Source organism: Agromyces sp. CCNWLW213 (assembly GCF_037199545.1).
Taxonomy (GTDB): domain Bacteria; phylum Actinomycetota; class Actinomycetes; order Actinomycetales; family Microbacteriaceae; genus Agromyces.
The window spans coordinates 332,825-350,045 of the sequence record NZ_JBBBDX010000002.1 but is presented as its reverse complement, the minus strand read 5'-3'; the positions used below and the strand labels follow the sequence as shown (position 1 = coordinate 350,045).

The following is a 17,221-nucleotide window of genomic DNA, read 5'->3' as shown; positions in this document are numbered from 1 at the left end:
AGCGGATGCCGCGGCGACGCGCCGCGGCATCCGCTTGCCCTCGATTCGAACATGTGTTCGAATGTCGTGGTGAGGTGGAACGGGCAGGAACTCGGCGTCGAGCAGCAGGGCACGCTGCCCGGGCTCGCGCGACTGAACAACCTGGTGCGGTCGGTTCAGACGCCCGAGTTCGCGGGGGTGACCTTTCACGAAGTGCTCGCGAAGTCCGCGCTGAACAAGGTGCCGGGCCAGTCGTACGTGCCCTTCGGCTGGACCATCAACCCGTACCGGGGGTGTTCGCACGCCTGCGTCTACTGCCTGGACCCGAGCACCTCGATCACCCTGGCCGACGGCTCCGTTCGGTCCCTGCGCGAGCTCCGAGTGGGCGACGTGGTGGTCGGGACGACACGCGCCGGTCCCTCCCGCACGTACACGGCGTCGATGGTGCTCGCGAAGTGGTCGACGCGGAAACGGGGGCTCCGCATCACGCTCGCCGACGGCACGAGCATCATCGCCAGCGGCGACCACCGCTTCCTCACCGAGGGCGGCTGGAAGCACGTGACCGGAGCGATGGACGGCTCGGGCAGGCCGTACCTGACCACCGCGGACTCGCTCATCGGATTGGGACCGGATGCCGGCCGGACGCGCCTGCGCGGAGGATCGGCACCGCGCGAGCCGTTCGCCGGCATCGGGAACCCGGCGATCGTTCGCCGGCCCGAGATCATCGGATCGACGGCGACGACCCATGCCGACCTCCGGGTCGTGTCGATCGAGCCGCTCGGCGCGGAGCTCGACCTGCTCGACATCACGACCAGCACGGGTGACTTCATCGCCAACGGAGTGGTGAGCCACAACTGCTTCGCGCGGCCCACCCACGAGTACCTCGACCTCGACGCCGGCGACGACTTCGATCGCGAGATCGTGGTGAAGATCAACGTGGCGGAGGTGCTGCAGCGCGAACTCGCGCGTCCCTCGTGGCGGCACGAGCCCGTCGCGCTCGGCACGAACACCGACCCCTATCAGCGCGCCGAGGGGCGGTACGCACTCATGCCGGGCATCATCGACGCGCTCGCGTCGAGCGGCACGCCGTTCAGCATCCTGACCAAGGGCACGCTGCTGCGGCGCGACCTGCCGCTGCTGCAGGCGGCGCGCGAGCACGTGCCCGTCGACCTCGCGATGTCGATCGCCGTCTACGACGACGAGGTGCAGCGATCGATCGAACCCGGCACGCCGACGACGGCGGCCCGTCTCGCCACGGTGACCGCGGCTCGCGAGGCGGGCTTCGACTGCTCGGTGTTCCTCATGCCGATCCTCCCGTACCTGACCGACACGAAGGCGCATCTCGACGAGGCGGTGCGGCGCGCCGAGGCGGCGGGAGCGACGAGCCTCGTGTACTCGGCGCTGCACCTGCGCGGCTCGGTGAAGCCGTGGTTCTTCGACTGGCTCGGGCGGGAGCATCCGGAACTCGTCGACCGCTATCGGGCCATGTACCCGGGGTCGAGCGCGTACGCGCCGAAGGAGTACCGCGCCTGGCTCGCCGAGCGCATGCGGCCGCTGCTGCGGGCGCACCGGATGCAGCGGGGGCGGGAGGACGTCGTCACCGGCGGGGTCGCCTCCTCGGCACCCTCGCGGTGGGCGGCGCCGCGCCGGCCCGCCCCGTTGCGATCCGAAGCACCCGGTCTCACCGCAGCTTCACCCACCATGCTCTTCTGACAACTGGGATAATCCTCACGGGGCGGGCGCGTGGCCCCGCCGACGGATGGGAGCGGCGATGACCCTGGGCCTTCCCGAGCATCTCGCGGGAGCCTCCCTGAATCGGGCGCTCACGCGCGCCGGCCACAGCGCCGCGGCCGTCTGCCTCCTCGCCGCCATGGTGCTCGCCGCCGCGTCCGTCATCGACGGGCGCGCGTGGGGCCTCGCCGACCCGCGTGCCTCCGCGACGCTCGTCCTCGCGCTGTTCGCGGCCCAGGCGCTCGCGCAGGCCGCACTCGCACGTTGGCCCACCGTGACCCTCACCGTGCTCACGCTCATGGTCGGGGCGGCGGTCGCGTTCGCACTGACCACGCTGATCGTCATGGCGGGCAGCGACTTCGAGAGCACCGACAACGTGCTGCTCGCGCTGCCCCGGATCGCACTCGTGCTCCTCGGCGGCGCGGGCTTCGGCTCCCGCATCGCCATCACGTGGGCGGCGCTCGGGTGGGGCATGGGCGAGGCGGCGACGCTGCTCGCCGTCGCGCTCGCCGGCGCGTCCCTCGACGGTCCCGCCGGGGTCGCCGTGTGGGCGCCCAACCTCAGCGCGACCGCCGCCTTCCTCATCGTCGCGGTCGTGCGCACCTTCGACGCCGTCTCCCGTCGCACCGCGACCCGGCGCGAGGCCGGGCTGTACCGGGCCACCCAGCAGACCCGTGAACTCGAGATCCGGCACGACTACGAACTGCGCGCCATCGCCCGGCTCCACGACACCGCCCTGAGCCACCTCATCGCGATCGCCACGGCCGGTTCCGGTCCGGTCGCCGAACGGCTCCGGTCCGACATCCGCCACGACCTCGCGCTCATCGTCGGCCGGGACTGGGCGATCGACCACGCGGACCACGCCGAGCACCGCACCCCCGCCGTCCGCGGGGGCGGCGCGGTCGCCGGCGGCCCTGTCGACCGCGGTGCGCACGCCGGCGCCCGCATCGCCCCGGCGCCGCACTCGACGGTCACGGCCGGCGCGGCGCCCCTCGCCGACGCGATCGACGTCGCCCGGCACGCCGGGCTCGAGGTCCGGCTCTCGGGCGACCCCGAAGCCCTCGCGCGCATCGACCCGCGACGGCGCGAGGCGCTCGAGGCCGCCGTGACGCAGTGCCTCATGAACGTGGTCCGCCACGCGGGCGTCGACGAGGTCGAGATCGCCGTGGGCCCGGGCGAGCACGACGTCACCGTCGCGGTGATCGACGGCGGCGCAGGGTTCGACGTCGAGGGGATCGCCGAGGACCGAATCGGGCTGCGCACGTCGATCCGGGGCCGCATCGAGCAGGAGGGCGGCACCGTCCAGGTCTGGTCGCGTCCGGGCGTGGGCACGACCGTGCTCCTCACCGTCCCCACGGGTGGAGGCGACCGATGAGGGGCACCATCCGGATGACACAGCAGGAGGTCGACCCGCTCGGCGGGATCGCCGCCGTGCCCCTCGTGGGCGCCGGGGCCGTCGGCGCGACGGGCCTCGCGGTCGCGCTGAGCTGGTGGCACGCCGACGAGATCGGCTCGCCGTTCGCCGCGCTCCTCGCCGTCGCCCTCGTCGCGGCCGCGGCCGCCGTCGCCTGGCTGTCCACCCTGCCGAGCCGTGCTCCGTTCACGGTCGAGCGACTCGGGCTCGTGGTGCTCCTCGCCCTGGGCGGCGCCGTCGCCGAGTACGTGAGCACCGTCAACGCGAACCGCTACCTGTACGACGACTTCGGGTCGCTCGCGCTCGGCCTCCTGCTGCTCGCCCTCGCGCCGTTCTGCTCGTGGGGGGCGCTGCTCGTCGCCGGCGCGCTCGGTGCGGCGGTCGTCGCGATCCTCGGCATCGGCACCGCCGGTTCGGCGGCGACGGCGGCGCCGTCGTTCTCGTTCGCGGTCGTGAACGCGGTGGCGGTGTTCGCGCCCGCGGCGGCCGCGGCGGCGTACTCCGCCACGGTCGTGTCCGAGACGCTCGCGTGGCAGCGCCGCACCAATGCCGCGGCCCTCGAGCACGAGGCGGCGATGCGAACGGGCATCGCCCGTTCGGTGCAGCAGGGTCGCGTCTCCGTACTGAGCCGCGAGGTGCTGCCGTTCCTCGCGCAGGTCATGACGGCCGACCGCATCTCGGTGGCCGACGCCGATCGGGCCCGCGGGCTCGCCGACGCCCTGCGGCGCGCGCTCAAGGCCGGCATCGAGTCCACGTGGCTCGACGAGCTCGCCGCCACGGTCTCGAGCAGTCGGGGGATCCCGGTCACCGTGCACGACGACGAGGCGGCGGCGTCGCTGCTGCGGGACGAGCAGCGCGCCACCATCACGGCGCTCATCGCCTGGCTGACCGACGAGCGACGGGCCTCGTCGGTCACGATCGCCTTCTCGGGCGGGGCTCGAAGCGGGTCCCGGATCACCCTCGCGGCCCGCGAGGGAGCGGGTCCGCTGGGTCGTCGCGACATCGAGCGGTTCACGGCGGTCGCGCGCGCGGTGGGCATGCGCGGCGAGGTGTCGTCGGCGGGAGAGAATATACGCGTGGAGTTCCGACATGACGGCTGAGCGCGTGTCCGACGGAGGGCACGACGACGGCGCGGATGCGGCCGTCCCCGTCCGCGTCGGCATCCTCGACGACCATGCCGTCATCGTCGACGGCATCGCGTTCTGGATCGCCGAGAACGCCCCCGACGTGAAGGTCATCCTGCGCGCGACGCGCTGGCTCGACCTCATCCGCGATCCCGGCTTCCCCGTCGACATCGTGCTGATGGACCTGCAGCTGCCCGAGTCGGTGTCGATCGAGTCCCGCATCCGCGCCTGCCGGGCCGCCGGCAGCGAGGTCGTCGTCGTGACCGCGCTCGACGACGCCGAGTCGCGCGAGCGGTCGCTCAAGGCGGGTGCTGCGGCCTTCGTGCCGAAGACGCTGCCGGTGAGCGAGGTCATCGACGTGGTGCGTCGCGTCGCCCGGGGCGAGCGCATCCCGAAGCGGCCGGCGCAGCGCGACGGCGCCGTCGCCGCGGCATCCGCTTCCGACGTTCCGACGGATGTCGCGGACGCGGCCCTGAGCGCCGCCGAACGCCGGGCCGTCGCGCTGTACGTCCAGGGCCTGTCGACCATGGAGGTCGCCCGCCGCATGGGCGTCGGCTACGAGAGCGCGAAGACCTACCTGCGCCGCGCGCGCGACAAGTACGCGAAGGCCGGCCGGCCGGCCGGGCGTCGCGCCGACCTGATCCGCCGCGCGGCGGAGGACGGAATGCTCGAATAGATGGCGAAGCTGTACTTCCGCTACGGCGCGATGAACTCCGGCAAGTCGACGGCGCTGCTCCAGGCGGCGTTCAACTACGAGGAGCGCGGGCACCGGGTGCTCCTCGCGAAGCCCGCGGTCGACACGAAGGGCGACCGAGACATCGTCTCGCGCCTCGGGGTCGTGCGCGAGGTCGACTTCACGATCGCACCCGACGACACGGTGCTCGACCTGTTCCAGCGATACCGGACGCCGGTGATCGAGGCGCACGGGCGCGACGTGAGCTGCTTGCTCGTCGACGAGGCCCAGTTCCTCACGGCCGACCAGGTCGACGACCTCCTGCGCATCGCACTGCTCGACGGCGTGCCCGTCCTCGCCTACGGCATCCGCACCGACTTCCAGACCGTCGCGTTCCAGGGCAGCCGACGACTGCTCGAGGTCGCGCACAGCCTGGAGGAGCTCAAGACGATCTGCCGCTGCGGGCGCAAGGCCATCTTCAACGGCCGACGCGTCGGCGGAGAGTACATCTTCGACGGCGACCAGGTCGCGATCGACGGGGTCGAGGTGACGTACGAGTCGCTCTGCGGCGTCTGCTACCTGCAGGAGAGCGGCGGCGTGCTGAACGGGCGGCACTGAAGGGTCGCGACTCGAGCTTGCGCCGCGTTCACGTCGCGCGGCAGCGACCCGCCCTCGCTCGGCAACGGAGGGTGCGCCCTGTCGGTGCTCGATCTCGCTAGTTCGGTCCTCGGAAGGTCGGCGAGCCGGAGCTCCCCAGCGTGATCGAGACCGATGCCGTCCCGTGCTCGATGCCTGCCGCGATGGTGTGCCCCGCAGATGCTGCGATCATGTACGGCACGCTCACCGACGCGAATCCATCGATCTTGTCCTTCCCGAGCCGCTCCTCGGTGTCCCGCGCGGCGTCGGCTGTCGGCTTCCCGACATAGAACAGGCATGTGTCGGTGCGCGAACCGTCGCGCCCGACAAGAGCCTCGTGAAGCAACGCCCGCCCGAGCGGGCTCGCGCCGGCGTCGACGGAGGTCGAAGCGACGCGGAGAAACGTGACGATCGCCTCGATGAGCGCATCGTTGGCCTTCCTTGCACTCGCGCGCCTCGCCTTCTGGTCGTCCGGCTCCGTGCGTTCCGTGAGATCCGAGGCAGCCGCCGACGCGGCGCGGAGACGGTCCTGAAGGGCGCGGTATTCGTCGACGAGCCCGTCCGCGGCGGGCAATCTGAATCGCTCGAGCGTGACGTTGCGATGGTTGGCGTTCCGGAGCGCTGCGAGCATCGCCAGCATCGCGGTATCACGGTCGACTTCCTGCGGACCGCTCTCGAAGCTGCGCGTCACCGTGAACAGCGAGGTCACGGCACCGATGATGCTCGACGCGACCCCGATACCGGCGGCGATGCCGTCCATCATCGTGCCGACATCCCCGTCCCCACCGGCACCGTCGCCGCCTGAGCCCTCCTCCGGAAGCGTCTCGCCGGTGAACTCGGCCCGAAGCCTGAGGGCTCGGCCGGCCGACGCAACGAGTGCCTGCATCTCGGAGGCGATGCTCGCGTGATCGACAGCCTGCTGAAGGAGGTCGTCGTTCGAGGTGATGATGATGGACCTGCCGTCCAGCAGGTCCCTGGTCTTCGTCGCGATGTTCGCGCACGCTCCCTCAAGCGCATCCGCCACCAACCTGGCACGATATGGCGCGCCGCCGGATACCGTGGCGGAGCCCTTCAATCCCGAGACATCCGGGACCATGCTCTTGGCGACATCGACCTGCGACTTCAGGAGTGAAGTCGACTTCTCATCGATCTCCGCCTGTGCCTTGGATCTGCGCATCGCCCGAGCCCAGCCGGAGGACCACTCCTCGAGTTCGGCTTCGATCTTCTTGGCTTCGGCGTCGTCCTTCGCGGTCATCTCGGCCCCCTACCTCGTGACTTGGCGGGATCATAGCGATGAGCACGATCGATCGAGGCCGCCCGTTCGGGGGCTCTTTCCGTCAGGCGGCCGCCTGCGTTCGCCGCGCCCTCAGGATGAGGATGAGGCATCCCGCCGCGACACCGAGGGTCGTGCCCAGGGCGTTCGCGACCACGTCCGAGGTCGACGGCATGCGTTCCGGCAGGAGCAGTTCCTGGCCGGTCTCGATGACCACCGACGCGGTGACGCCGAGGACGAGGGCGACCCACCAGAAGCGCAGCCCGACGACGAGGAGGCCGAGCAGGCCGAACGGGACGAACAGCAGCACGTTCGCCGAGAACTCGAGCAGCTCGTACGAGTACCACTCGAAGCCGAGCCGCCGCACCCCCCTGATGAACCACCAGATCGCCGGGCTGGCCTCCCGATCCACCGGCGTGGGGAAGAATCCGACCACGGCGAGCAGCACCGTGTAGCCGGCGAAGAGCAGGCGGAGCACGGCGCGGGAGGACATCCCTCCACGGTACGTCGCGGGCGGAGTGCCGCCGAGGCCTCGCGTGGTATTGCGCGAGAGTTCCCCAGTTCGGGGGTGACTTGACCTCCGGCCCTCTGTCGTTCCACGGTGTGGCGAGTAACCTGTGGATGCCCCTGTACCCGCGGGGGCGTGCGCCGCGCTCGTACCCGACTCGAGAGCCGACGCAGGAGGTGACGGATGACACTCACTCGGCATTCGCAGACGCGAACCCCGGCCGAGGCAGTCGCAGAATGGCAGCGCGCCTACGCCCGCCGGCTTCTCGTCACCGATCTGGTGATCATCGTCTTCGCCGTGTACGGCTCGCAGTTCATCCGGTTCGGCACCAGCGGCACCTCCCTGCGCATCCCCGGCGAGGGCGAACGCCCCGACGTCCTCATCAGCTACGCGATCGTGTCCGCCATCCTCGCCGCCGGATGGTTCGCCGCGCTCGCGATGTTCGGCACGCGCGACCGCACGATCATCGGTGCCGGAACCTCCGAGTACAGGCGCGTGGCGGATGCCAGCATCCGCGTGTTCGCCGTGCTCGCCATCCTCGCGTTCCTGCTCCGTTCCGAGGTCGGCCGCGCCTACGTGCTCGTCGCGCTCCCGTTCGGACTCGCCCTGATCGTCATGGGTCGGTGGATGTGGCGGAAGTGGCTGCTGCGCAAGCGTGCGCAGGGCGCGTACGTGCACCGCGTGATCCTGATGGGGGAGCGGCAGAAGTCGGCTCACGTCGCACGCCAGATCGAGCGTGACGCGGTCTCCGGACTCGAGATCGTCGGAGCTCTCACCGAGCACGGCGGCGCCCGGGAGATCGCGCCAGGCATCCCCGTGCTCGGCGACTACAGCGACCTCGACACGGCATTGACCCAGGCGCGGGCCGACACGGTCGTCTTCACCGGCGCCGACACGATCGACCCGCGCGGCATGCGCGAACTCGGCTGGCAGCTCGAGCGCACGTCGACCGACCTCGTCGTGGCCCCGGCGCTGACGGATGTCGCGGGCCCGCGCATCCACGCCCGCCCCGTCGCCGGCCTGCCCCTCATCCAGGTCGACTACCCGATGTTCACCGGCCGCAAGTATGCGGCGAAGCGCGCCTTCGACCTCGTCGTCGGCACGGTCCTGCTCGTCGTCCTGGCGCCCGTGTTCGCACTCATCGCCCTGGCGATCCGACGCGACAGTCCGGGTCCTGCCGTCTTCGCGCAGGAGCGCGTCGGCCTGAACGGCCGGACGTTCCACATGCTGAAGTTCCGCTCGATGGTCGTCGACGCCGAGGCCCAGCTGCCGACGCTCCTCGACCGCACCGACGGCAACGGCGTGCTCTTCAAGATGCGGAACGACCCGAGGGTCACGCGGATCGGGGCGGTGCTGCGGCGGTACAGCCTCGACGAGCTGCCGCAGCTCGTGAACGTCATCCGCGGCGACATGTCGCTCGTCGGCCCCCGGCCGCCGCTCGCGGCCGAGGTCGAGCGCTACGACGAGTGGGCGCACCGCCGGCTGCTCGTCCGTCCCGGAGTGACCGGGTTGTGGCAGACGCAGGGGCGCTCCGACCTCTCGTGGGAGGACAGCGTGCGCCTCGACCTCTACTACGTGGAGAACTGGTCGCTGACGGGCGACATCATCATCCTGTACCGCACCGCCCGGGCCGTCGCGCGCGCGCACGGCGCGTACTGACGCGACGCGACGCCCCTCCGTCGGGCAGAATCGACCTGATGAAGGGCATCATTCTCGCTGGCGGATCGGGCACGCGACTGCACCCGATCACGCTCGGGATCTCCAAGCAGTTGCTGCCGATCTACGACAAGCCGATGATCTACTACCCGTTGAGCACCCTCATGCTCGCCGGGATCCGCGACATCCTCGTCATCACGACGCCGCACGATGCCCCGCAGTTCCACCGGCTCCTCGGCGACGGGTCCCAGTTCGGCATCCGCATCGAGTACGCCGAGCAGCCGAGTCCGGACGGGCTCGCGCAGGCGTTCGTGATCGGTGCCGAGTTCATCGGCGACTCCGACGTCTGCCTCGCCCTCGGCGACAACGTCTTCTACGGACCCGGCATGGGCACCCGACTCGCCCGCTTCCACGGTCTCGAGGGCGCGGCCGTGTTCGCGTATCGGGTCGCCGAACCGAGCGCCTACGGCGTCGTCGAGTTCGACGACGACGGCCGCGTGCGGTCCATCGAAGAGAAACCGGCCGAGCCGAAGAGCGCCTATGCCGTACCGGGCATCTACTTCTACGACAATCGGGTGGTCTCCATCGCGGCGTCGCTGGAGCCCTCGGCGCGCGGGGAGTACGAGATCTCCGACGTCAACGCCGCGTACCTCGCCGACGGTCGGCTCCGCGTCGAGGTGCTGCCGCGGGGAACCGCCTGGCTCGACACGGGCACGGTGGATTCCCTCTCCGATGCGACCGAGTTCGTGCGCACGATCGAGCGTCGCCAGAACCTGAAGGTCGGCGCCCCGGAAGAGGTCGCCTGGCGGCAGGGCTGGCTCGACGATGACGAGCTGCGCGAGCGCGCGCTCGCGCTCCGCAAGTCCGGGTACGGCGAGTACCTCCTCGGCCTCCTCGCCCAGGGGAGGGACGCATGAGCACCCTGCTCGTCACCGGCGGCGCCGGATTCATCGGCGCGAACTTCGTTCGCCACGCGCTCGGCCGCACGGAGCACGACGTCATCGTGCTCGACAAGCTCACCTACGCCGGCAACCTCGCGTCCCTCGAGGGGCTCCCGCCCGATCGGTTCCGGTTCGTGCGGGGCGACATCGCCGATGCCCGGCTCGTCGGCGACCTGGTCGCCGAGCTCGATCCGGCGACGGACGCGATCGTGCACTTCGCGGCCGAATCGCACAACGACAACTCGCTCGAGGGGCCGAGGCCGTTCGTCGACACCAACGTGGTCGGCACGTTCACGCTCATCGAGGCGGCGCGGCACCGCGACCTCCGCTTCCACCACATCTCGACCGACGAGGTCTACGGCGACCTGGAGCTCGACGACGCCGCGAAGTTCACCGAGCTCACCGCGTACCGGCCGTCGAGCCCGTACTCCTCGACGAAGGCGGCATCCGACCTGCTCGTGGCGGCCTGGGTGCGAAGCTTCGGCCTCCGCGCGACGATCAGCGGCTGCTCCAACAACTACGGGCCGTACCAGCACGTCGAGAAGTTCATCCCGCGGCAGATCACCAACGTGCTGCGCGGCGAGCGGCCCAAGCTGTACGGCACCGGGAGCAACGTGCGCGACTGGATCCACGTCGACGACCACGACAGCGCCGTGCTCGCCATCCTCGAGCGCGGCCGCATCGGCGAGACCTACCTGATCGGCGCGGACGGCGAGCGGAACAACCTCGAGGTCGTCGAGACGATCCTCGAGCTGCTCGGGCGGCCGCGCGACGCGTACGACCTCGTGAGCGATCGGCCCGGCCACGACCTCCGCTACGCGATCGACGCCACCAAGCTCCGCACCGAGACGGGGTGGAGGCCGCGGTACACCGACTTCCGCGACGGACTCGCGCGCACCATCGAGTGGTACCGCGCGAACGAGGCGTGGTGGGCGCCGCAGAAGGACGCGACCGAGGCGCGCTACGCGGAGATCGGGCGGTGACGCGCGCGTCCGGGTCGCCCGCGCCGCTCGCCGTCCGGCGGACCGACATCCCCGGACTGCTCGTCGTCGACGTGCCCGTGCACGGCGACGCGCGAGGATGGTTCACGGAGCAGTGGCAGCGCGCGAAGATGACCGCGCTCGGCCTGCCGGACTTCGGGCCGGTGCAGCAGAACGTCTCGTTCAACGCGACCGTCGGCACGACCCGCGGGTTCCACGCCGAGCCGTGGGACAAGTACCTCGGCGTCCTCGCGGGCCGCGCCTTCGGGGCGTGGGTCGACCTGCGGCCGGGCGACGGATTCGGTCGTGTCGTGACGCGGGAGCTGCATCCGGGCGTGGCCGTGTTCGTCCCGCGGGGGGTCGCGAACGCCTTCCAGACCCTCGAGCCCGACACCGTCTACGGCTACCTCGTGAACGACCACTGGTCGCCGGATGCCGCGTACTCGGCCGTCGACCTGGCCGACCCGGCGCTCGGCATCGGCTGGCCCGTGCCGCTCGACCGTGCCGTGCTCTCCGAGAAGGACCGCGCGAACCCCCGCCTCGCCGACGCGACGCCGATCGGGCCGCTCGCGACCGTCGTGCTCGGCGGCACGGGGCAGCTGGGCCGCGCGCTGCGCAACGCGTACGCCGACGGCGGCGACGGTGGCGCGGTGCGCTTCCCGGGGCGCGACGAGCTCGACCTGTGCGACCCCGAGGCGATCCGCGCGTACGACTGGTCGGGCGTCGGCACGATCGTGAACGCCGCCGCGTACACGGCCGTCGACCGTGCCGAGGGCGATGGGCGTGCCGACGCGTGGGCTGTGAACGCTGCGGCCGTCGCCGCACTGGCCGACGTCGCCGCAGCACGGCGGATGACGCTCGTGCACGTCTCGACCGACTACGTGTTCGACGGCACGAGGCGCCCCCACGGTGAGGACGAGCCGCTCGCACCCCTCGGCGCCTACGGCGCGTCGAAGGCCGCGGGCGAGACCGCCGTGCGGCGGGTGCCCGCCCACTACCTCGTCCGCACGAGCTGGGTCGTCGGCGACGGCCCGAACTTCGTCCGCACCATGCGCCGGCTCGCCGACGACGGGATCGACCCCGAGGTCGTGGCCGACCAGACCGGGCGGCTCACCTTCGCCGACGAGCTCGCCCGCGGCATCCGTCACCTGGTCGACGCGCGGGCACCGCACGGCACCTACCACCTGTCGAACGGCGGCCCGGTCACGAGCTGGTACGACGTCGCGCGGATGGTCTTCGAGCTCACGGGGCACGATCCCGATCGCGTGCGCGCCACGACCACCGCCGAGTGGACGGCGCGGCGCGCGGCCGCCGGCAGCTCGACCGCCCCGAGGCCGCGCCACAGCGAGTTCGATCTCGCCAAGTCGACCGCCGCGGGGTTCGAGCCCGAACCCGCCGAGGCCGCCCTCCGCCGGTACCTCGAAGGGGAGCGGTGACTGCACAGGCAGCACCGCTTACCATTGGCCCGTGGGTGATCGCAGGAACGACCGACCGGACAAGCCGCTGACCCGGACCGCCCGGTTCTGGGTGCCGGTGACCCTCGGCGTGCTCCTGCTCGCGATCATCGGCCTCGCGATCGCCGGATGGCAGATCGCCGAACGCGGCCTCGCGGCGAAGGCCGAGCTCGAGAAGGCGATCCCGCTCGCGCAGCAGGCGCAGGACCAGATCCTCGCCGGCGACCAGGAGGGCGCGACCGCGACCGTCGACCAGCTCGCCGTGCACGCCGCCGAGGCCCGCACGCAGACCGACGACCCGCTCTGGCGCGCCTTCGAGTGGGTGCCGACCGTCGGCGAGAACCTGAAGGCCGTGCGCGTCACCTCGGTCTCCGTCGACGAGCTCGTCGAGGGCGTCGTACGCCCCGCCACGACGCTGAGCCTCGACGCCCTGAAGCCCGTGGACGGTGCCATCGACGTCGCCGCGCTCACCGAGCTGTCCGGCGTCCTCACGGGCGTCGCCGACACGATCGAGCAGGTCTCGGCCGATCTCGACTCGGTCGATCGCGAACAGCTCATCGGCCCGGTCGCGGATGGCGTCGGCCAGCTCGACGAGGCGGTCGGCCGGATCGAGCCGATGATCGGCCCCGCCAGCACCGCCCTCGAGGTGCTCCCGCGCGCCCTCGGCGCCGACGGCCCGCGCAACTACCTGCTGCTCTTCCAGAACAACGCCGAGTCGCGCGGCACGGGCGGCAACCCCGCCGCGCTGCTCCTGCTCAACGTCGCCGACGGCCGCATCAGCATCGCCGAGCAGGCCTCGAGCAGCGACTTCCGGAACGGCAGGGCCGAGCCGATCGTCGAGCTCGACCCGGAGACCGCGGCCCTGTACGGCGACAAGATCGGCCGGTACATGCAGGACGTCACGCTCACCCCCGACTTCCCCGAGACCTCCGAGATCATCCGCGCATTCTGGACGGAGTCGTTCGGCACGGAGGTCGACGGCGTCATCTCGTTCGATCCCGTGGCGCTCGGCTACCTGCTCGGCGCGACCGGCCCCGTGTCGCTCCCGACCGGCGACACGCTCACGACCGAGAACACCGTTCCGCTCGTGCTCAACGAGGTCTACTTCCGGTACGAGGAGCCCGAGGAGCAGGACGCGTTCTTCGCGGCTGCCGCCGCCTCGGTCTTCAGCGTCCTCACCTCGGGATCCGCCGACACCGACGCCCTCATCGAGGCGCTCACCCGAGCCGTCGACGAGGGCCGGCTCATGTACGCGCCGTCCGACCCCGCCGAGGCGGAGCTCATCGCGGGAACGCGGGTCACCGGCAGCCTCCCCGCCGAGAACGACGAACAGACCGTCGTCGGCGCCTACGTGAACGACATCACGCAGGGCAAGATGAACTACTACATGCAGCTCGACGTCGCCGGGGCCTCCGACGCGTGCACGGTGCGCGACGGTGCGCCGCCCACGTTCACGGCCTCCGCGACGCTCACGTCGACGCTCCAGCCCGACCAGGTCGACGGCCTCGCGGAGTACATCGCCACCGGCAAGTACTTCCCGAAGGGCGACATCTCGACCGACCTCGTGCTCTACGGCCCGGTCGGATCGACGTTCCAGTCCGCCAAGCTCGACGGTGCGCCCGCCGCCGTGACGCCGGTCACCCATCTCGGCCGGCCGGCCGTCAAGATCAACGTCCGCAACGTCCCGGCGTCGACGCACACGTTCAGCGCGATCTTCACCGGTGCCGCGGACACCGCCTACGGACCGCTCGAGGTCTGGCACACGCCGATGGTGCGACCCGCCAACGTGTCGCTCGACGCGCCCGGCTGCGACGGCGAGTCGAACGCGGCCGGCTGACCGGTCAGCGCGGCTCGGCCGACTCGGCGGAGCGGGGTGCGAGGGGCTCGGCGGCGCGCGAGTCGACCGACGCCGCGGCATCCGTCGCCATGACCCCCTGCGGCGCCGCCGCGTGCTTGGGCTCGTGCGTGCGCACGCCGCGGAACACCACGTAGTGGTACAGCACGAAGCGCAGCAGGACGATGACCACGATGCTCGCGAGGTTCACCACGTTCACCGCGATCGGGCCCGCCTCGCGGCCGAGCACGGCGGAGACCCCGATCACCCCGAGCCAGACGATGAGCGCGCCGAGCGCCGTGCAGACGGCGTTCACCGCCATGAAGAGGCCGATCTCGACCGATCGACGGTGCCCGCCGCGATGGCGGAAGGTCCACTCGCGGTTGCCGAGGTAGGCGTTCACGAGCGCGACGAGCGAGGCGACGATCTTCGACGCGACGACGTCCACGCCGAGCACGAGGAAGAGGAGGTTGAAGACGGCGATCTCGATCAGGGTGCTGACCGCGCCCACGGTGAGGAACCGGGCGCCGAGACCGGCGAGCCGGCGCCATCGAGCATGCTGGGACACCTCGACTACGCTACTCCACGAGCCTGCGCCCCTTCCGCGCAAGCCGAGTCGCCGGGAGGCTGTGTGGAGTTGGACCTGGACCGCCTCGCGGTCGTCATGCCCGCGTACAACGAGGCCGAGGGGCTCCCGGGCTTCCTCGAGGAGCTGGAGCGCACCCTGTCGCCGCTCGCACGCCACCTCGACCTCGTCGTGGTCGACGACCGGTCGACGGATGCCACGGCCGCGGTGCTCCACGACCTGTCCGGGCGCCTGCCCGCGCTGACGGTGATCGAGGCCGAGGCCAACCGCGGTCATGGGCCCACGGCGCTCGCGGCGTACCGCGCGGGACTGGAGCTCGGGCCCGACCTCGTCGTGCATGTCGACGGCGACGGCCAGTTCCACGGGATCGACGTGGCGCGCGCGGTGCGCGCCACGGTGTCGACCGGCGCGGACGTGGTCCACGGCGTCCGTCGCGGACGCGAGGACCCGTGGTTCCGTCGGGTGCTGACCGGCATCGTCGGCATCGTCGTCGGCTTCGCCGCGGGCCGTCGCGTGCCCGACGTGAACACGCCCCTGCGCGTCTACCGCCCCGCTGCGCTCGCCGAGTTGCTGGAGTTCGTGCCCGACGACGCGCTCGTGCCCCACGTGCACTTCTCGCTCGCCGAGGCCCGCCGCGGGTTCCGCGTGCGGTACCTCGAGGTCGCGAGCCTTCCGCGGCGCGGTTCGAACCCCAACGGCACGATGTGGGGCGTCGACCGTCCGCCGATCCTGCCTCCCGCGCGGTTGCGCCGGTTCGCCCGCCACGCCGCCGCGGAACTGTGGCGGGTGTCCCTCCGGCCCGGAGCCGACGGATGACCACGCCGGCCGCGAGCGTCGCGGCCGATCGCGGCGGGGGAGGGCGCGACACCCGCGACGCCCGCCGCGTCATCGTCGACGTGCTCTTCTGGCTGGCGCTCGTCGCGCTCGTGGTGGCCAACGCGGCCGTCCTCATCCCCGGCATCGCGACGGTGCGCCTGTGGGAGGACGAGGCGTTCAACCTCACCGTGCCGCTGAACCTCGTGCAGGGCCTCGGCTACACGAGCGACGGCACGCTGTCGGGCAGCGAGCTCGCCACGTTCGACGTGCGCATCTCGACGGGTCCGGTCATGCTGCTCCCCATCGCCGGGCTGGTCGCCCTCGGCGTCGATCCGGTCCTGGCCGGGCGCGCCGTCGCGACGCTCGGCTACGCGGGCCTGCTCGCCGCGCTCGCGCTCGTCGGCCACCGGCTCGGCGGGCGCTGGGCCGCACTCGTCGCGGTGTCGATCCCGCTCGCGTTCGAGACCGCGGCGATGCCCTCGCCGATCCAGACGCCCGCCGACATCCTCGGCGAGGTCACGGCCGCCGCCTTCCTCGCGGCCGCCCTGCTGTTCGTGCATCGGCGGCCCTGGCTCGCGGGTCTGCTGCTCGGACTCGCGATCCAGGTCAAGTTCATCGCGCTCCTCGCCGTTCCGGCGTTCGCGCTGGCCGTGCTGCTCGACGCCCCGGGGCCGTGGCCCGTCCGCCTGCGGCGGACCGTGCCGAGGGTGCTCGCGGCCGGCGCCGCCGCCGCGCTGCCCACCATCACCTTCGAGCTCGGCAAGCTGGCGAGCCTCGGCCCCGCGGCGTACTGGGCGAACCTGCGCGAGTTCAGCTGGTTCCTCCGCTCCGGCGGCCAGCAGGGGTACACGACGTCGCCGCTCGACAAGCTCGCAGCCCTCGCCGGCTCCTGGAACGTGCCGACCGCCGTCATGGCGGTCATCGGCGTCACGGCGCTCGTGGCCGGCACCGTGGTGATCGTGGCCGCGATCCGACGGATGCCGCGCGAGGACGCCGACGACCGCGGGTCCGCCCGCGATGCCGCCGGCGTCCCACGAGCCGAGTTCACCACGATCGTGCTGACCGCGGCGCTCGCGCTCGCGACGTTCCTCGCCTGGTGGTTCGTCTCACGGCACACCCCGGCCTGGGTGCGGCATCCCGCGCCCGCGGTGCTCGCATTCCTGCCCGTCCTCGCCGCCGCGGTGGTGCCCGCGACGCGCGTGCTCCTCGGCTCGCCGCCGGCCGCGGGCCGGGACGCCGCCGACACCGTCCCCGCCCCGCGAGGGCGGGCCGGCCGGATCGTCGCGGCCGCGGCGTCCGTCGTCGCCGTCGTCGTGCTCGCGTGGTCGATCACCGGACGCGCGGCGGGGGTCGGGTCCCAGACGCTGCCGACCGGCGAGACGCTCGCCGTCCAGCGCACCGCCGCGGGCGAGGTCGCCGCGCTCGGGTACGACCGCATGGCCACGATCTGGGGGCCGGCCGTGAGCGTCGGCGTGCTCGCCGGGGTCCACGTCGGCCTCACCGACGCCGTCGACGTCACGGCGCGCGACCCGCGCATCTGGTTCGGCGAGCCGCCGCCGCGATGCGAGGTGCAGGTGCGATCGGGCGACTACTCCGCCTGCCTGCCCGATTGAGGC

Annotated in this window: 15 protein-coding genes; 12 read left to right on the top strand and 3 right to left on the bottom strand. The window is 72.0% G+C overall.

Annotation, left to right across the window (positions count from 1 at the left end; all coding sequences use genetic code 11):
* Positions 1 to 69: 69 nt before the first annotated feature.
* Genes WBQ80_RS05925 through WBQ80_RS05905 form a run of 5 tightly spaced genes read left to right on the top strand, consistent with a single transcriptional unit; the run spans position 70 to position 5,539 of the window.
* Complete coding sequence (locus WBQ80_RS05925; RefSeq protein ID WP_336571358.1) at positions 70 to 1,692, top strand: Rv2578c family radical SAM protein; 1,623 nt, start codon at positions 70 to 72, stop codon at positions 1,690 to 1,692.
* A gap of 58 nt (positions 1,693 to 1,750) precedes the next feature.
* Positions 1,751 to 3,085: a sensor histidine kinase gene (locus tag WBQ80_RS05920; RefSeq protein WP_336571359.1), complete on the top strand. Its 1,335-nt coding sequence runs from the start codon at positions 1,751 to 1,753 to the stop codon at positions 3,083 to 3,085.
* Positions 3,086 to 3,099: 14 nt separating this feature from the next.
* Entirely contained in the window at positions 3,100 to 4,224 is a 1,125-nt protein-coding gene (locus WBQ80_RS05915) for a hypothetical protein (RefSeq protein ID WP_336571360.1), read from the top strand.
* Complete coding sequence (locus tag WBQ80_RS05910) at positions 4,214 to 4,924, top strand: response regulator transcription factor (protein ID WP_336571361.1); 711 nt, start codon at positions 4,214 to 4,216, stop codon at positions 4,922 to 4,924. The genes WBQ80_RS05915 and WBQ80_RS05910 overlap by 11 nt, the downstream gene beginning before the upstream one ends.
* Positions 4,925 to 5,539 carry a thymidine kinase gene (locus WBQ80_RS05905; RefSeq protein ID WP_336571362.1) on the top strand — a complete coding sequence of 205 codons (615 nt, stop codon included), beginning with the start codon at positions 4,925 to 4,927 and terminating at the stop codon, positions 5,537 to 5,539. It begins immediately after the preceding gene.
* A gap of 97 nt (positions 5,540 to 5,636) precedes the next feature.
* On the opposite strand, the gene WBQ80_RS05900 is transcribed toward WBQ80_RS05905, so the two are convergent.
* Together WBQ80_RS05900 and WBQ80_RS05895 are read right to left on the bottom strand one after the other, a co-directional pair.
* On the bottom strand, positions 5,637 to 6,812 hold the full coding sequence (locus WBQ80_RS05900) for a hypothetical protein (RefSeq protein WP_336571363.1): 1,176 nt from the start codon (positions 6,810 to 6,812) through the stop codon (positions 5,637 to 5,639).
* Positions 6,813 to 6,894: 82 nt separating this feature from the next.
* Entirely contained in the window at positions 6,895 to 7,323 is a 429-nt protein-coding gene (locus WBQ80_RS05895; protein ID WP_336571364.1) for a VanZ family protein, read from the bottom strand.
* A gap of 198 nt (positions 7,324 to 7,521) precedes the next feature.
* Here WBQ80_RS05895 and WBQ80_RS05890 point away from each other — a divergent pair, with 198 nt between their 5' ends.
* Genes WBQ80_RS05890 through WBQ80_RS05870 form a run of 5 tightly spaced genes read left to right on the top strand, consistent with a single transcriptional unit; the run spans position 7,522 to position 14,206 of the window.
* Positions 7,522 to 8,997, top strand: coding sequence for a sugar transferase (locus WBQ80_RS05890; protein WP_336571365.1), 1,476 nt, complete (start codon positions 7,522 to 7,524; stop codon positions 8,995 to 8,997).
* A gap of 38 nt (positions 8,998 to 9,035) precedes the next feature.
* The gene (gene rfbA, locus WBQ80_RS05885; protein WP_336571366.1) at positions 9,036 to 9,911 is read left to right on the top strand and encodes a glucose-1-phosphate thymidylyltransferase RfbA; all 876 of its coding nucleotides are present in this window, start codon (positions 9,036 to 9,038) and stop codon (positions 9,909 to 9,911) included.
* The gene (rfbB, locus tag WBQ80_RS05880; protein ID WP_336571367.1) at positions 9,908 to 10,918 is read left to right on the top strand and encodes a dTDP-glucose 4,6-dehydratase; all 1,011 of its coding nucleotides are present in this window, start codon (positions 9,908 to 9,910) and stop codon (positions 10,916 to 10,918) included. Before rfbA ends, rfbB begins: the two co-directional genes overlap by 4 nt.
* The gene (locus WBQ80_RS05875; protein ID WP_336571368.1) at positions 10,915 to 12,351 is read left to right on the top strand and encodes a sugar nucleotide-binding protein; all 1,437 of its coding nucleotides are present in this window, start codon (positions 10,915 to 10,917) and stop codon (positions 12,349 to 12,351) included. The genes rfbB and WBQ80_RS05875 overlap by 4 nt, the downstream gene beginning before the upstream one ends.
* Positions 12,352 to 12,382: 31 nt before the next feature.
* On the top strand, positions 12,383 to 14,206 hold the full coding sequence (locus WBQ80_RS05870) for a DUF4012 domain-containing protein (protein WP_336571369.1): 1,824 nt from the start codon (positions 12,383 to 12,385) through the stop codon (positions 14,204 to 14,206).
* Between the two features lie 4 nt (positions 14,207 to 14,210).
* Here WBQ80_RS05870 and WBQ80_RS05865 read toward each other — a convergent pair whose 3' ends face one another.
* Complete coding sequence (locus WBQ80_RS05865) at positions 14,211 to 14,771, bottom strand: GtrA family protein (protein WP_336571370.1); 561 nt, start codon at positions 14,769 to 14,771, stop codon at positions 14,211 to 14,213.
* Positions 14,772 to 14,840: 69 nt separating this feature from the next.
* Here WBQ80_RS05865 and WBQ80_RS05860 point away from each other — a divergent pair, with 69 nt between their 5' ends.
* Positions 14,841 to 15,605, top strand: a complete 765-nt coding sequence (locus WBQ80_RS05860) for a glycosyltransferase family 2 protein (RefSeq protein ID WP_337282489.1) — start codon at positions 14,841 to 14,843, stop codon at positions 15,603 to 15,605.
* Positions 15,602 to 17,218, top strand: a complete 1,617-nt coding sequence (locus WBQ80_RS05855) for a hypothetical protein (RefSeq protein ID WP_336571373.1) — start codon at positions 15,602 to 15,604, stop codon at positions 17,216 to 17,218. Before WBQ80_RS05860 ends, WBQ80_RS05855 begins: the two co-directional genes overlap by 4 nt.
* The last annotated feature ends 3 nt before the right edge of the window (positions 17,219 to 17,221 follow it).

Coding starts and splice junctions, on each gene's coding strand:
- WBQ80_RS05890 (WP_336571365.1), top strand. CDS start 7,522: ATGACACTCACTCGGCATTCGCAGACGCGAACCCCGGCCGAGGCAGTC.
- rfbA (WP_336571366.1), top strand. CDS start 9,036: ATGAAGGGCATCATTCTCGCTGGCGGATCGGGCACGCGACTGCACCCG.
- WBQ80_RS05900 (WP_336571363.1), bottom strand. CDS start 6,812: ATGACCGCGAAGGACGACGCCGAAGCCAAGAAGATCGAAGCCGAACTC.
- WBQ80_RS05855 (WP_336571373.1), top strand. CDS start 15,602: ATGACCACGCCGGCCGCGAGCGTCGCGGCCGATCGCGGCGGGGGAGGG.
- WBQ80_RS05910 (WP_336571361.1), top strand. CDS start 4,214: ATGACGGCTGAGCGCGTGTCCGACGGAGGGCACGACGACGGCGCGGAT.
- rfbB (WP_336571367.1), top strand. CDS start 9,908: ATGAGCACCCTGCTCGTCACCGGCGGCGCCGGATTCATCGGCGCGAAC.
- WBQ80_RS05905 (WP_336571362.1), top strand. CDS start 4,925: ATGGCGAAGCTGTACTTCCGCTACGGCGCGATGAACTCCGGCAAGTCG.
- WBQ80_RS05915 (WP_336571360.1), top strand. CDS start 3,100: ATGACACAGCAGGAGGTCGACCCGCTCGGCGGGATCGCCGCCGTGCCC.
- WBQ80_RS05895 (WP_336571364.1), bottom strand. CDS start 7,323: ATGTCCTCCCGCGCCGTGCTCCGCCTGCTCTTCGCCGGCTACACGGTG.
- WBQ80_RS05920 (WP_336571359.1), top strand. CDS start 1,751: ATGACCCTGGGCCTTCCCGAGCATCTCGCGGGAGCCTCCCTGAATCGG.